At 64.4% G+C, this 14,782-nt stretch carries 11 protein-coding genes and 2 pseudogenes; 4 read left to right on the plus strand and 9 right to left on the minus strand.

What is annotated here, in order from left to right; all coding sequences use genetic code 11:
• The first annotated feature begins 137 nt into the window (after positions 1-137).
• Positions 138-788 (plus strand): anthranilate synthase component II, encoded by a 651-nt coding sequence (locus tag CSQ87_RS10230; protein ID WP_100513788.1) that lies wholly within the window; start codon positions 138-140, stop codon positions 786-788.
• 400 nt (positions 789-1,188) lie between these two features.
• Here CSQ87_RS10230 and pknB read toward each other — a convergent pair whose 3' ends face one another.
• The 8 genes and pseudogenes from pknB to CSQ87_RS10270 form a co-directional block, all read right to left on the minus strand.
• The gene (gene pknB, locus CSQ87_RS10235) at positions 1,189-3,399 is read right to left on the minus strand and encodes a Stk1 family PASTA domain-containing Ser/Thr kinase (protein ID WP_100513775.1); all 2,211 of its coding nucleotides are present in this window, start codon (positions 3,397-3,399) and stop codon (positions 1,189-1,191) included.
• A 620-nt stretch (positions 3,400-4,019) separates the two neighbouring features.
• A pseudogene (locus CSQ87_RS10240) lies at positions 4,020-4,916 on the minus strand (serine/threonine-protein kinase); the annotation flags it as partial.
• Complete coding sequence (locus CSQ87_RS10245; RefSeq protein ID WP_100513776.1) at positions 4,913-6,376, minus strand: peptidoglycan D,D-transpeptidase FtsI family protein; 1,464 nt, start codon at positions 6,374-6,376, stop codon at positions 4,913-4,915. The pseudogene CSQ87_RS10240 and the gene CSQ87_RS10245, both read right to left, overlap by 4 nt.
• A 491-nt stretch (positions 6,377-6,867) precedes the next feature.
• Positions 6,868-8,370: pseudogene (locus CSQ87_RS10250) on the minus strand (FtsW/RodA/SpoVE family cell cycle protein); the annotation flags it as partial.
• Entirely contained in the window at positions 8,367-9,968 is a 1,602-nt protein-coding gene (locus CSQ87_RS10255; RefSeq protein WP_100513778.1) for a PP2C family protein-serine/threonine phosphatase, read from the minus strand. The pseudogene CSQ87_RS10250 and the gene CSQ87_RS10255, both read right to left, overlap by 4 nt.
• Positions 9,969-9,972: 4 nt before the next feature.
• Positions 9,973-10,515, minus strand: coding sequence for an FHA domain-containing protein FhaB/FipA (locus CSQ87_RS10260; RefSeq protein WP_100513779.1), 543 nt, complete (start codon positions 10,513-10,515; stop codon positions 9,973-9,975).
• A 30-nt stretch (positions 10,516-10,545) separates the two neighbouring features.
• Complete coding sequence (locus CSQ87_RS10265; protein WP_100513789.1) at positions 10,546-11,250, minus strand: FhaA domain-containing protein; 705 nt, start codon at positions 11,248-11,250, stop codon at positions 10,546-10,548.
• Between the two features lie 161 nt (positions 11,251-11,411).
• The gene (locus CSQ87_RS10270; RefSeq protein ID WP_100513780.1) at positions 11,412-12,152 is read right to left on the minus strand and encodes an NUDIX hydrolase; all 741 of its coding nucleotides are present in this window, start codon (positions 12,150-12,152) and stop codon (positions 11,412-11,414) included.
• A 209-nt stretch (positions 12,153-12,361) separates the two neighbouring features.
• Between CSQ87_RS10270 and CSQ87_RS10820 the strand changes: the two genes are divergently transcribed.
• The 3 genes from CSQ87_RS10820 to CSQ87_RS10285 all read left to right on the plus strand — a co-directional run bounded on the left by CSQ87_RS10820 (position 12,362) and on the right by CSQ87_RS10285 (position 13,616).
• Positions 12,362-12,613 (plus strand): hypothetical protein, encoded by a 252-nt coding sequence (locus tag CSQ87_RS10820; protein ID WP_133122392.1) that lies wholly within the window; start codon positions 12,362-12,364, stop codon positions 12,611-12,613.
• Entirely contained in the window at positions 12,547-12,861 is a 315-nt protein-coding gene (locus CSQ87_RS10280; protein ID WP_100513782.1) for a hypothetical protein, read from the plus strand. The genes CSQ87_RS10820 and CSQ87_RS10280 overlap by 67 nt, the downstream gene beginning before the upstream one ends.
• Positions 12,862-13,019: 158 nt before the next feature.
• A complete protein-coding gene (locus CSQ87_RS10285; RefSeq protein WP_100513783.1) occupies positions 13,020-13,616 on the plus strand; it encodes a TetR/AcrR family transcriptional regulator in 597 nt (198 codons plus the stop codon).
• Between the two features lie 21 nt (positions 13,617-13,637).
• Here CSQ87_RS10285 and CSQ87_RS10290 read toward each other — a convergent pair whose 3' ends face one another.
• Positions 13,638-14,399, minus strand: a complete 762-nt coding sequence (locus tag CSQ87_RS10290) for an SIR2 family NAD-dependent protein deacylase (RefSeq protein ID WP_100513784.1) — start codon at positions 14,397-14,399, stop codon at positions 13,638-13,640.
• Positions 14,400-14,782 lie beyond the last annotated feature (383 nt).

Here is a 14,782-nt window from a genome sequence, read left to right on the forward strand (position 1 = left end):
GTGCATCTCGTGTCCGTGGAGTAGACGCGTCCGGCGTCACGCAACCGGCATACAGTAGGCTGTAACGTCAAACCGTCGCAAACCCGCCGATCCCGGGCATTGCGGCGGAGGGATACGCAATGCTCACGGGAGGGGCCATGACTGATTCGGCACGCATACTGGTCGTCGATAACTACGATTCGTTCGTCTACACCATCGTCGGATACCTCGAAACACTGGGCGCCACGCTCACCGTGGTCCGCAACGACGCCATCACCGCCGACCAGCCCGGACTGCTCGACGACTACGACGGCGTGCTGATCTCCCCCGGACCGGGCGCGCCCGCCGACTCCGGCGTCAGCGAAGATATGATCCGACTGTGCGCCAAGGAAAACAAGCCGATGTTCGGCGTCTGCCTCGGCATGCAGGCGCTCGCCGAAGTGTACGGCGCCACCGTCAGCCACGCGCCGACCATCATGCACGGCAAGACCAGTCTGATCGAACATGTGGCCGACGGCGTCTTCGAAGGCGTGCCGAATCCGATGACCGCCACCCGCTACCATTCGCTGGCCGTCGAACCGGAATCATTGAAGGACCCGCTGGAGCTGATCGCCTGGACCAAGGACGATCACATCGTGCAGGGCCTGCACGTCAAGGGCAAGCCGATGTACGCCGTGCAGTTCCACCCCGAATCCGTGATGACCGAAGGCGGCTACCGTCTGCTGGCCAACTGGCTGGCCGTCTGCGGGCAGACCAACGCCGTTGAGAAGTCGGTTGGACTCAAGCCAAAGGTGTCCCGCGAAGCCTGAGTCCGTCGTGCAATGTGGTCGACTGGGAGGTGTGGCGTCCGACACACTCAAGGCCGTTCGGCCAAGCCTACGGTCGGACACCACACCTCCCAGTCTCCGGCCCGGCGACTCGGTTTCGGGTTGGAGCGAAGAGGGGGCTTCCCCCTAGGGCTGAGTCCGTTAAAGAAACACCGGAGGTGTTTCTAGGACTCAGACTCGCCGACAGGCGAGTGGGAAGAGCGCGACCGCTAGGTCGTCCGTTCCTGCGGCTGAAGCTGTCGGCTGCGCCGACTGATGAGGGCATGTAAACGGTCCTTCACCCGTCGCAATATGACTGTGGGGCCCGGAGAATCACTCTCCGGGCCCCACAGCCATTGTCGGTGAGCCGAGCGCGGCGATCACTCTACGATCAATCGATCGCCTACTCCACGGTGACCACCAAGGTGTTGCCGTTCTTCGTGACCGACTTCACCTTGGCGTTGTCGTCGCCGGTTCCGCTGATCGTGTACGTGACGCTGTTCGAGTTGAGGATCTGCTTCGCCTCGGCCTGCGTCTTGCCCACGATGCCGTACTGGTCGTCGCTGCTGCTGTTCGAGCTGTCGCTGCTGCTGGAGCTGCTGTTGCTGGAGCTCGGGCTGGGCGAGCTGCTCGACGAAGCCTGCGTCGTCAGCGTGATCGTCGAACCCTTGTCGACCTGACCGTTGGACGGGCTCTGCGCGGTCACCTTGGCGTTGTCGTCCGAGGATCCGCTCACCTTCACGCTGAAGTCGCCCAGTGCGGCCTTCGCCTCGGCAAGAGTCTTGCCCACCACGTTCGGTACGGAGGTCTTCTCGGCGCCGGAGGAGACGTACAGCGTGACCGTGGAGCCCTGATCCACCTTCATACCCTCACCGGGGTCGGTGCGGGTCACGGAACCACTGGGCACCGAGGAGGAGTTCTCCTGCTGTACCGTGGCCGAAAGACCGGCGTCCTCGAGCTTCTTCGTGGCCGCGCTTTCGTCGGTGCCGACCAGTCCTTCGGGCACGGAGGTCATGCCGGAGGAGATGTAGATCATGATGGTCGTACCCTTCGGCTGCGTGGTGCCGGAAGCCGGGTTGGTACGGGTCACATGGTCCTTCTCCACGTCGGCGCTGTCCTCGGTGGTGGCGGTGCTGCTCACGGTGAAGCCGAGCTTCTCAAGCTGGGTCTTGGCTTCCTCCTGCGTATCGCCCTTCAGATCCGGCACGGCCACCTGACCGGGGCCGGTGGAGTACCACAGCGTCACCGCGGTACCCTTCTCGGCCTTTTCGCCGCCGGCCGGGCTCTGCTTGGTGAAGGTGCCCTTCTCCTTCGAGGAGTTGTCGTCGTCCTTGGTCTGGCAGGTGAAGCCAGCGTCCTTGACCTTTTCGCAGGCCAGTTCCTTCGACATCGCCTCGCTGATCGTCGGCACAGTGCCCATGTCGGCCTGACCGCCCTTGAACATGAACCATGCGCCGGCAGCCACGGCCGCCACCACGAGCAGGCCGATGATCGTGCCGATGATGGCCTTCTTCCGTCGCTTGGCCTTGGCCGCCGCCGCTCGCTGATCGGAACGGGACCCCGATCCGGACGTGGGCGGCGTCTGCGGCGGATCGTTCAGCGGGTTGAACGCCACGGTCTCACCACCGCCGTTACCGTTGCCTCCCGGAGTAGCGGTCGGCGGCGTCAGCACCTGGGTCGCGCCGATGTCCTTGCGGCCCTTGGCGTTGGCCAGATCGGTCAGCGGGTTGAACGCGGCCGCCACCGGGGTGCCGCCGTTCATCAGGGCGAGGATGTCGCCGCGGAACTCGGTGGCTGTGGTGTAGCGGTTCTGACGGTCCTTGGCCATGGCCTTGGCGCAGATCGAATCCCACAGCTTCGGCAGACCGGGCACGATCGCGCTCGGGGGAGTGGCGACCTCGGAAACGTGCTGGAAGGCGATGGCCACGGCGGAGTCGCCGGTGAACGGTGGCCGGCCGGTCAGCATTTCGTACAGCACGCAGCCTGCCGAGTACAGGTCGGAGCGCATGTCCACGTTCTCGCCGCGGGCCTGCTCCGGGCTCAGGTACTGCGCGGTGCCGACCACGCCCTGCGACTGGGTCATGGTGGCGGAGGAGTCGTCGAGCGCGCGGGCGATGCCGAAGTCCATCACCTTGACCACACCCTGATCACTGATCATGATGTTGCCGGGCTTGATGTCACGGTGGATGATGCCCATGCGGTGCGAGTACTCCAGGGCGCCGAGCACGCCGAGCATCACCTGTTCGGCGTCGCGCTGGCTGAGCGCGCCGTTGGCCTTGAGGATGTCGCGCAGCGTCTGGCCCTGCACGTACTCCATGACCAGATACGGCACGCTGACGTCGCGGCCGGCATCGTCCTTGATGTCCTCTTCGCCGGAATCGTAGATCGAGACGATGTTCGGATTGTTCAGCGAAGCCACCGAATGCGCCTCGCGGCGGAACCGTTCGATGAAGATCGGGTCACTGGCCAGATCCGCACGCATGATTTTGATGGCGACGGTACGGCCCAGACGCGTGTCGGTGCCGACATGCACCTCGGCCATGCCTCCATGTCCGACGAGGTTGCCGACGGTGTATCTGCCCCCGGCCAATGATGCAGGGATGTACATGCTCATCGGGACCCTCCCCTCTCTGTGCTCTCGTTGTTGTTCAAGTCGTTGTTGATTACTGCTCGCGGCGTGTCCGTGGTCTGCTCGACTGAGCCGCCCGATGCGTTGCCGCCCGATATGTCGCCTATGTCGCCGCCGGATACGTCGCCGCCGGAGACCTCAGGTGCCGGGCCGTTCGGCGTCTCTCCCGCCTTCGGCTCGGTCTCCGGGGGATTGCCTCCCGGAGGATTGCCGCCCAGCGGATCCGCGACCGGCAGGGTATCCACCATGGGATCCGGCGCGACGCTTACGGTCGGAATGTCCGATGTGGCCAGCAGGCCGTTCCCGTCGGCGCCGTCGTGCCGGCCCATCTGCGAGATCTGCTCGGCCTGCGTCTCCAGCGCCTCCAGCTGGGCCATCAGCTTCGCCTCACGCCGCTGCTCCGGCGTGGAGGGGACGGCCACATGCTGGGTGCCGGCCGGCGCATAGCCCGGCGGAGTCTGGGATCGTCCGTCCGGATCCCCCGGCGTCGTGGAGACGGGATCCGGACCGTTCGATGCTCCGGCTGCTCCGGCTGTTCCCTGCGCGGCGTCGGGCCTGATCTTCGACGCCCAGTCCGCCGCGGAGAAGAACTGCAGTGGGCGGTGGGGCCGACTGGCGATCTTGCGGGTGGAGGCGCCGTGCGGATTGTTCAGCGCCGCCGCCTTCAGGGTCTGCTGGTCCAGCAGACGACGTTCGATCTTCGCCAGGGTGCGCGAGACCACCAGCGCGTTTGCCGGACGGTCCTGCGGCTCCTTGGCCAGCATGGTCATCACGAATTCGCGCAGCTGCCAGTCGAGGTTCTCGGGCAGCGGCGGCACCGGATCGTTCACATGGGCGGCCGCGATGTCCACCGGGGTCGCGCCGGTGAACGGGCGGTGGCCGCACAAGCCCTCATAGGCCACCACGCCCAGCGAATAGATGTCGGACTGCGGCGTGGCATGCTCGCCCTGAGCCTGCTCGGGGGAGATGTACTGGGCGGTGCCCACCACCATGCCGTCCTGCGTGATCTGCGCCTGATTGGTGGAGTACGAGACGCCGAAGTCGGTGATCTTCACCTCGCCGGATTCCGACACCATGATGTTCGCCGGCTTCACGTCGCGGTGGATCACGCCATGCGAATGCGCCACATACAGGCCGCGGGCGGTCTGGATCAGGATCGGCAGCAGCTCGGTGGCCTCCAGCGGCGCGCGCTGCTTGTAGATCTCGGCCAGCGACTGGTTCGGCACGTATTCCATGATCAGGAATCCGATGCGGTCGTGCTCGTAGTATTCGAACAGCGCCGCGATGTTCGGGTGCGCGAGGTTCGCGGAGTTATGCGCCTCGGTACGAAGCCTCCTGAGCTTGGCCTCCTCGTCGGGCAGATCGCCGCGCAGCGCCTTGATCGCCACCGGGCGTTCCAGCTCGATGTCGTAGCCCTTCCACACTTCGCCCATACCGCCCTGAGCCAGTCGTTGGTCCAGACGGTATCGCCGGTGGATCAGTTGTCCCTCTACCAGTCTCATTGCTTCAAGGCCTCCTGCATGATCTGCTGCATAATAGGTCCTGCCGCTTCGGAACCGAAGGCGTTGACGTTGTGCACCACCACGGCCACGGCGATCTTGGGGTCGTCGGCGGGCGCGAAACCGGTGATCCAGGAATCGTTGGCGCTGTTGTTGCCGATCTGTGCGGTGCCGGTCTTCGCCGCCACCTTGGTGCCGTCGATCTGCAGCTGGGGGTCCTCCTTCGTGATCACCGCCTGCATCATCGTGTTGAGCTTCGATGCGGTCTCCTTGGAGAACGCTTGCGAGAACTTCGACGGGGCGTTTTCGCTCACCACGGTCAGGTCGCTCGAGCGCACGCGGTCCACCAGCGTGGGCTGCATCATCGTGCCGTCGTTCGCCACCGCGGAGGCGATCATGGCGTTGAGCAGCGGGGTCTCCAGCGTGTCTCCCTGGCCGATCGAGGCCAGTGCCAGACGATCGGCCGAGGTCGCGGTGGGGAACTTCGAGGCGGTGGCCTTCATGGTCAGGCCGGAGGAGCTCGTGCCGTCCACGGTGATCGAGGTGCCGAAGCCCATCTTCTTGGCCTGCTCGGCCACGGTGTCCTGACCGAGGGTGACGCCGAGCTGGGCGAACGCCGTGTTGGAGGAGTAGGCGAAGGCGTCGAGCAGCGGCATCTTGCCGTTGCTGCCGTTCGCCGCGGACGACGTGTTGGTCAGTGCGGTCACCGTGCCGGGCAGCGTGTACGAGGCGCCGGACGGCACCGAGGTGTTGGTGTCGTACTTGCCGCTTTCGAGCGCGGCGGCGGCGACCACGATCTTGAACGTGGATCCCGGCGGGTACAGCTCGCTGGTGGCCCGGTTGAGCATCGGATTGCTCTGGTCGGTGATCAGCGAGGAGTAGGCCTTGTTCACCTGAGTGGTGTTGTGGCTGGCCAGCGAGTTCGGGTCATAGCTCGGCGTGCTCACCATGGCCAGAATGCGGCCGGTGTCGGGTTCCATGGCCACCACGGCCCCCTGCTGGTCGCCGAGGAGCTGATAGGCCAGCTTCTGCAGCTTCGGGTCGATGGAGGTCTCGATGGTGGCGCCCTTGTTTTCGGCCCCGGTGAACAGTGCCTTGAACTTCGCCAGCCACAGCTGGCTGTTCTCGCCGTTCAGCAGGGTGTTGCGGGAGGCCTCGATGCCGCGGTCGGCTCGGGTGGTCACCGAGAAGTAGCCGGTGACGGGCGCGTATACCGGACCGTTGGAGTAGGAACGCTGGTAGGCGAAGGCGTCGTCGCTTTTCTCCGATTTGGCGAGCACCGTGCCGTCGGAGGCGATGATCGAACCGCGCGGGCTGCCGTATTCGTGATACAGGGCACGCACGTTGCGCGGATCGGCATTGAGCGTATTCGCCTTGATCGCCATGATGATCGTGGTGGAAAGGCCGAGAATCGTGAACAGCGCGATCACCATGGTGAAGAGCTGACGCAGTGACTTGTTCATTCAGCCCTCCCTTCGGCGGAACGCGGTGCTGGCGGAGTCTGGGGTGCCGGCGGAGTCGTGGTGTTGCGGGCACTGCGCGGCTGCGATCCGGCACTGCGCGATTCGGCACTGCGCGGCTGCGATTCGGCCGTACGGGCCGTATGCGATCCGGCGGAACGGGCCGTATGCGAAGTGCGCAACTGGACCTGACGGAACGCTTCGGTGGAGCCGTCGTGGGGTTGGGTTTCGTAGGGCTGCTGGATCTGAGACTGAGGCCGGACGATCTGGGTTTCCTGCGCATCTTCGGCCGGGTCGCCCCAGAGCTGTGCCGACTGTGCTGCATGGGCCGCGCGGGCCTTTTCAGCATGGACCTCCGACGCGCTGTGGCGGGCGTGGGAGTGCGCTCCTCGCGGCGCCGGCGGTTCGGGGACGGTACGGTTTGCGCTACCGGTGACGATGGCCATGGTTTCGGCCTCGCGCGCCTGACGGAGTTCCTGCTCCTGACGGGCCTGCTCCTGTGCCGCCTGTGCTGCCTGTGCCGTTCGGGCCTGTGCCTGCTCCTGCGCCGCCCGCGCCTGAGCCTCCATCTCATGGGCCTCGGCGTCCGCTTCGGACTGCAGCTGCGCCTGCAGCGTGGCCTGCTTCTCCTTTTCGCGGATCGCCATCAGCGCCTCGTACTGGAAGGTGTCGCTGGACAGATCCTCCTCCGGCTTGTTCGCGGCGTTGGAGATCACCATGAGCAGCGAGGCGAGGATGCAGTTCGCGATCAGACTGGAACCGCCGGCCGCCATGTACGGCAGGGTCAGACCGGTCAGCGGGATCACCAGCGTGATGCCGCCGACCACGGTGAACACCTGGAACGCCATGGTGAACACCAGACCGGAGGCGAGCAGCTTGCCAAAGCCGTCCTTGATCTTCATGGCGGTGACCATGCCGGCGCTGATGATGATCAGATACAGGGCCAGAATCGCGAACAGACCGGTCATGCCGAGTTCCTCGCCCAGCGAGGAGTAGATGAAGTCCGACCAGCTCAGCGGCGTGGAGGTGGGGTGTCCCTGACCGAGTCCGACGCCCATCAGACCGCCGGTGGCCAGACCGAAGATGCCCTGCACCAGCTGCTGGGATCCGCCGATGGCCAGATACACCTTGGAGTCGAACGGGTGCAGCCAGGCGTTGACGCGGTTGCCCACATGGGAGAACAGCGACGCGGCCAGCACCGCACCGATCACGAAGGCCGCGAGACCGATGACGATCCAGCTTTTGCGGCCGGTGGCCACGTACAACATGGAGACGAACATGGCGAAGAACATCAGCGAGGTGCCCAGATCGTGCTGCATGACGAGCACGCCCATGCACACGGCCCACACCACGAGGATCGGGCCGAGGTCCTTGATGCGCGGCAGCTGGAAGCCCATGACCTTCTTGCCGCCGACGGCCAGCTGGTCACGGTGATCGAACAGGTAGGCCGCGAAGAAGAACGCGAGGAACAGCTTGGCGAATTCGGCCGGCTGCAGACTGTGCGAGCCGATGCCGATCCAGATTCGGGCGCCCTGGATCTCCATGCCGAGACCGGGGATCATGGGGGAGAGCAGCAGCGCCAGACCGACGACCATGCTCACGTACGAGAACCGGCGCAGGATGCGGTAGTCGCGCAGGAACGCCACGAGGACGGTACAGAGCACCAGCGCCACGCACAGCCATATCAGCTGATTGGGCGCAAGATTGCTGGATTTCGCGCCGAGCAGCACGCGCTGGTTGTCGATGCGGGCGATCATCAGGATGCCGATGCCGCACAGCAGCAGCACGCAGGGAAGGATGGTCTCCGCGGAATACGGCTGCAGCTTGGACAGCACGCCCCAGAACACCGCGAACAGCAGGCCGGTGACGGCGAGCAGGGTGATGTACCGGGTCGGGATGCCGTTCTGCACGCGCATGAACATCTGGAAGAAGCCCAGCAGTACGATGGCGGCCGAGAGGATCAGCAGCGAGGCTTGACGAAGACGACGGATGATCATTGGTTCGCCGCCCCCGAGGCCTTTGCCGAGGCTGTTGCCGACGGGGTCGACGATGGTGTCGCCGAGGCCGACGGCGATGCGCTCTGTTCCTGTCCGCCGAATTTCTGTCCGCTTGGTGTCTTCTGCGCCAGCTTGAGATCCTCCACCTGCTGTCGGATCACCGCGGCATGGTTCTCCGCGGCGTCATAGGAGCTATACGTCGTGTTGCTCAGCTGTTCCCGCCAGTTGTTCGGCAGGGAGTCGATGGTGATGTCGGTCTGTGCCACCGGATGCGACAGCGACAGTCCGAACAGGTTCGTGGGCACGCCCTGATAGATCGCGACGGAGCCGTTCGCCTCGCCGAGGTAGTACTGCGATTGCGACCAGCGCCAGGCGCCGAAGCCGCAGCCGGCCAGCGCCACAAGGACGACCACGATGATCGTGATGATACTCACGCGCTTGCGGGTGTGATGCTTGCGGGCTTTGACCACCTGCTCCCGCTGCTGGGTCTTGATGGCCCGGGCCACTTCGGGATCGTGCGGATCGGCGGTGAGGTTGCCGTCCTTCTTCTGGACCACCGGGATCTCGCCGGTGGTGGGCATGGTGAGTTCCTCGTCCACACCCTGTTCGCGCTGGGACGACGGCTGCGCCACCCTGGGGGCCGCCACGTCGTCGGGCTCGGAATGCTCCTTCTGCGCGAGGGCCGCCGCACGCTGCGCCGGGCTGCCCTCATCGGCCTCCAGGGCCGGGGCGGTGGCCACGGGCTCGTCGATGATGTCGGCGAGGTTCTCCAGGCTCGAGCTCACCGCGCCGCCGGCCAGCGGCACGGGCGTATGCGCGTTCTGCGAAGTGTCGAGCGGCACGGTGGCGTCGGCGATCACGGCGGTCACGTTGTCGGTGCTGCCCGCTTTCAGGGCCATCGCCACCAGCTTCTGGGCGCAGTCCTCCGGATCGGTGATGGTGCTCAGCACCTCCTGCAGGGTGGAGTCCTCCAGCACGCCGCACAGACCGTCGGAGCACAGCAGCCAGCGGTCGCCGGGCATGGCGACGCGGATCGAGATGTCCGGGCGCGGATCGATGTCGAAATCGCCCAGCACGCGCATGACCACGTTGCGCTGGGGATGGTTCTTCGCCTCGGTTTCGGTGATGCGGCCGGTGTCGATGAGGTGCTGGACGTAGCTGTGGTCCTTGGTGACGCGGATCAGTCGCCCGCCGCGCAGCAGATAGGCGCGCGAATCGCCGATGTGGGCGAGGATCCAATGGTTCTGCACCAGACTGACGGCCGTCACCGTCGTGCCCATGCCGGACAGGCTGCGTTCGTGCTTGGCCTTGCCCACGATGGCGTCGTGCGCGGCCAGCACGGAGCTTTCCATCATGGTCGCCACGGTTTCGATGTCGTCGACGGTGTCGTCATGTTCGATATGGGCCAGCGAGCGGATCGCGATGGTCGAGGCGGTATCGCCGCCCGCATGACCGCCCATGCCGTCGCAGATCGCGGCCAGATGACGGCCCGCGAACGAGGAGTCCTGATTGTTGCTGCGGACGTATCCCACGTCGGAGACGGTGGTGGAGTACAGCGTCAGGGCGCTTGATGATTGGTTCGTTAGGGTTTCAGCCATGGCGTCACCTCAGCTCGAAGGTAGTCGCGCCGATGCGCACGGGCATGCGGGCCGGTAGCAGTGACGCTCCGGTGAGCTTCTGTCCGTTGACCACGGTGCCGTTGGTGCTGCCGAGATCCTCGATGGCCCAGCGTCCGCTCGCGGGATCCTCGAATACGCGGGCGTGATGCGAGGAGACGAATTCGTCGTCGAGAACCACGGTGTTGCTGGCGGCTCGTCCCAGAGTGATCGGATTGTTGGTCAGCGGCACGGTGGTGCCGGCAAGGGGACCGTCGATGACCACCAGAATGGTGGGCTGGGCGACGCCCTGTCCGGCCGAGGACGCGGAGGTTCTCGGCGCGGCGGGTGCGGGAGCGGGATTTGCGGCGGGTGCCGGAGCGCTGTTGGCGGTCTGACGGGCCGCCTGACGCCTGCGACGATGCTTCTTTGGCGTCTTCGGGCTGAACGACGACACATCCTGATGCAGGGAGCGTACGGCAAGCCACACGAACACCCAGAGCAGTGCAAGGAATCCGTACTTCAGAATGGCAAAGGTCAGTTCAGTCATGGCGGCTCGTTCGTAAGAATGCGATTACTACTATTCCTGAGGCTCGGAGGAGGAGGCCCAGTACAGGATTCGCGTGCGACCGATGGTGATGGTGTTGCCGTCCATCAGGGTCGCCGCAGGTACCTGATGGCCTTCCACGTACGTGCCGTTGGTGGAGCCCAGATCGCGCGCGATCACGCCGTTGTCGGTGATGTCGATTTCGAGATGGCTGCGGGAGATGCCGGCGTCGTCGATCACGATGTCGCAGTTGGAGCCGCGGCCGATCACGGTCTTCGGCGCGGTGAGCAGGTACTGGCGACCGTTGATCTCCAGCACCGGGCAGTCCTTGGTCTCGCTCTGCGTGGTGACGGGAGCGGCGTTGCCCTGCACCGATTCGGAGCGCAGTCGCAGCTCGCCCTTGGCCAGTTCGAGATCCTCCTCGAAGATCACGACCACCGGGCCGACGAAGGCGTAGTGCTGGCTTTCGGCGTACTTGGTGAGATTGTCGGCCAGTTCGTTGGCCAGCGTCTCGCTGCCCCACTGTTCGATGCGATCGAAATCGGGGGTGGAAAGGGTGAATCGGTATTCGTTGGGGGCCACGGTGCGGTCGCGTCCCACGGGCATGGCCTGTGAGTCGATTTCGCGCTCAAGGGCGCTGGAGAGATCGACTGGCTGAAGGTCTTTGGAACCGAATTTGCTGAAAACGCCGTTGACGGCCCCTTCAACGCTTTTCTCAAAACGGTCGAGAACGCTCATGTACATCCCTTTCTCGCAATCTCTCCTATCCTACGCAGTGGGCTTCCCCTGTGCACATATTCGTAGGGTATTCATTGCAAAGTCTTCATTGCACTATGCCACCGGACCTGCGATTTTACGGCAAATGTCCCATGGATTCGGGCCTGTCGCCCCACTTGGCCTCAGGATCGGGCCTCCTTGTGGCCTTTTTGCCGATCCTCCTCCGAACCTGCCGAGCCTTCCGAACTTTCCGGGTTCAGCAGACGGCGCAGGGCCTCGTGCTTCAGGGCGATCGTGGCGTTGGACGAGACGATGCCGGCGTCGTTCAGCTCCCGCCAGCTCACCCAGGCGCTGGCCACGTGCTCGTCCTTGTCGAAGTGTCGCTCCCCGGTGTGCCAGTGCTTCAGATGGATCACCATGATGTTCGCCAGCTCGTCGGTCATGCCCTCCGAGGAGTAGCACTGCGCCACATGGTCGATGACGATGGCGGGATCGGCGTTCGCTGCGGGGTCGGCGTCCGCGGTTCCGTTCGCGTCGGCCGCGGTGTCGGGGACCACGCCGGTCTCCTCGTGCAGCTCCCGCAGTGCCGCCTCGTCCGGGGTCTCGCCCTCGTCCATCAGTCCGGCCGGTACGCCGAAGGCGTAGAGGTTCGGCCCCACCCGGTATTCGCGTTCCAGCAGATACCGGTCGGTGGCGCAGTCGTGGACCAGCATCACCACGCAGGGGGCGTGTCGCATGACCTGCCGGCGGATCCGCACGGCCCCGCCGTCATGCGTGGTCAGTCGGATCACCTGATCGTCCACGTGGAAGATCGCGCCGGTGTACTTCGTCTCGCTGGACTCCACCACGGGAGCCACGGTCATGTCGATCTCGTCGCTGGCGTCCAGTCGCCGTTCCACGCCGCTCATATCCCTATCGCTCATGACTCCAGTCTGACACGCGGTCTGTCACGTCCGCATGAACGGTCGGCATGGGCATCTTCTTCGCCGTCGACTAGGCGCTGAACATCGAGGTGCTGCCCAACGCCGAGAACGCGGCCAAGGACCTCGGCATCCTCAACCTCGCCAAAACCAACCTCAGACATCCAATTCATATACAGGCTCTCATCCATATACAGAACAGGAGCAATCCCATGGTCACTTGGATCGAAACCACCGAGGATACCCGCTGGCAGACCAAGCCGGCACCCGAAACCGGCGTCGCCTCGATCAACGGCGTCCGCCTCACCGGCGTCGGCTACCAGTGGGAGGGCCGCGACTGCATCGAACGCACGCACAAGGCATGGCCGGAGCTCAAGCTCATGCAGACCGAATCCGAATGCGGCATGGCGACAACTCCTGGGAGTACGCGGAATACATCTTCCACCTCGTCAACCACTACCTGACCCACGGCGCGCTGGGCTACACCTACCGGAACATGGTGCTCGCCGGCACCGAAAGCACCTGGGGATGGCACCAGAACTCGCTGTTCTCCGTGGACACCGAGGCGAAGACCTTCACGCGCAACCCCGAATACTACGTGCTGCGCCACTATTCGCATTTCGTGCGTCCGGGCGCTCGCGTGCTTGAGGTGGAGGGCCGGTTCTCCCTGATCTCACCGCCCTGTATGGCTTTTTACGGTATCGTCGCGTAATCGCCCGTACAGGGCTTTCTCCATCGTCGGTGTTCGTACGGTCCGCGACAATCCGGACCGATCGTGATCCGGACCGATCGTGGACGGGGTACGTACGGATAAGACAATCTCGGATGAGATAAGCGAGGACGGGGCTGGTGGCGGAGACGACGGTGAGAATGACGAAGAAGGCGCAGGCCGCTCTGGATCGGCGCAGAAGCATGCTCGACACCACCGCCCGGTTTATTGCCCAGCACGGGTTCTGGGGACTTCGGCTGCGGGAGATCGCCATCGAACAGCACATGACCGAAGCCGGTCTGCTCTACCACTTCAAATCCAAGGAGGGGCTGCTGATCGCCCTGCTGGACTACCGCGATCGCGAGGACCGCAGGGCTCTGTACTCCCGGCTTGGCATCGAGCTGCCCGAATCCGGTGAGATCGCCGAGACCATGCCCGTGGGATTGCGCGAGCTGACCATCGCCACGGCCGAGCGCAACGCGGATCAGCCGGAGATGGTGCGACTCTACACCGTGCTGCAGGCCGAGGCGCTGAGTGGTGCGCACCCCGCCTACGACTATTTCCGTGACCGCGAACAGTGGGTGCTGCGCGAATACGTCAGCGCCGCCGAGCATGACGGCGTCGCCGATCCGCGGCGCGTGGCGATGGACGCGCTGGCCGCCATGGACGGTCTCCAGCTGCGGTGGCTGCATGACGTCGAGCACATCGATCTGGTGGCGGAGTGGACCCATCTGATCGATGTGATCCTAGCGCAGTGATGTCTGAGTGAGGTCTGACGGTCAGTCTTCCTTGGCTGCGGCGATGGTTTCGGCGACCAGCTTCGGCAGGGCGTCCTGAATCGGTTCGCGGATCAGCCTCGTGGCGATGCCGTCATACTGCGTGCTTCCCATATTCATGATGGTGAGCGGAATGTGGTGCTGCACCGCGAACGGCGCGAGGGATGCCGCCGGGAACACTTCGAGCGTGGAGCCGATCACCCAGAACTCGTCCGCTTCGGTGATGCGCTGCATCGACTTCTCCATCGCGCCCTCGGGCAATGCTTCGCCAAAATACACGACGTCGGTTTTGATCATGCCATTGCAGGGCATGTTGCCGCTGTATGGCAGCTTGCGATGGCAGCGGGGATCGGGCTCCTCGTCCAGCCGGTCCATGATCTCGGCGGTGTCGTATTTGGCATGGCACTTCATGCAATGGCTGGTGCCGATGGTGCCGTGCAGATTCACGATGACGTCGGAGGAATTGCCCGCCTTCTCGTGCAGGGCGTCGAAGTTCTGCGTGGCGAGCAGATTCAGCAGTCCGGCCTTCTCCAGATCCACCAGCGCCTTATGGGCCACGCCCGGCTTCGCGCCCCAGACCGGTGACTCCTTCTGCCAGCGCCAGGAGTATTCGCGGTCCTCCTTGCTCATCATGAACGCGTCGATGTCGTAGACGTTCATCTGCTCCGGATGCTTGGTCCATACGCCGTCCGGGCCGCGGAAATCAGGGATGCCGGCGCTGGTCGAGATGCCGGCGCCCGTCAATACTGCAATGGTTTTCTTCATACCTCCTTTCTTACTCCTCGAATATGAATCCCGCGCGGGGTGAACGTTGCGTTACGACATGCCCAAACCTGTCGTTGATGTGGTTCGTCCGGGTTCGGAGCGGTGTAGCCTTGGTGGTGAACGCGGGAAGTGCCGTGGTGAGGGTCTTCTGCGCTTTTTTCGACACGCCGAGGGAACGTTGTGGTTTCAGTGTTTTCGGCGGGTTCCGTCGTGCCCGGTTTGCGTTGTGGCGTGGGTTCGTGTAAGTTTTTCATTCGCTGCCCGGCACGGCCGGATCGGTCCGGTTGGTACTGGTCTTGTTTGCTGGTGTGGTGGTGGTTTGAGAACTCAAGAGCGTGTTTTGTACTACTTTTTGATGATTGCCAGTCCGGTTCCGCCCGGCC

Origin of the sequence: Bifidobacterium simiarum, assembly GCF_002802905.1 — a bacterium.
GTDB lineage: Bacteria > Actinomycetota > Actinomycetes > Actinomycetales > Bifidobacteriaceae > Galliscardovia > Galliscardovia simiarum.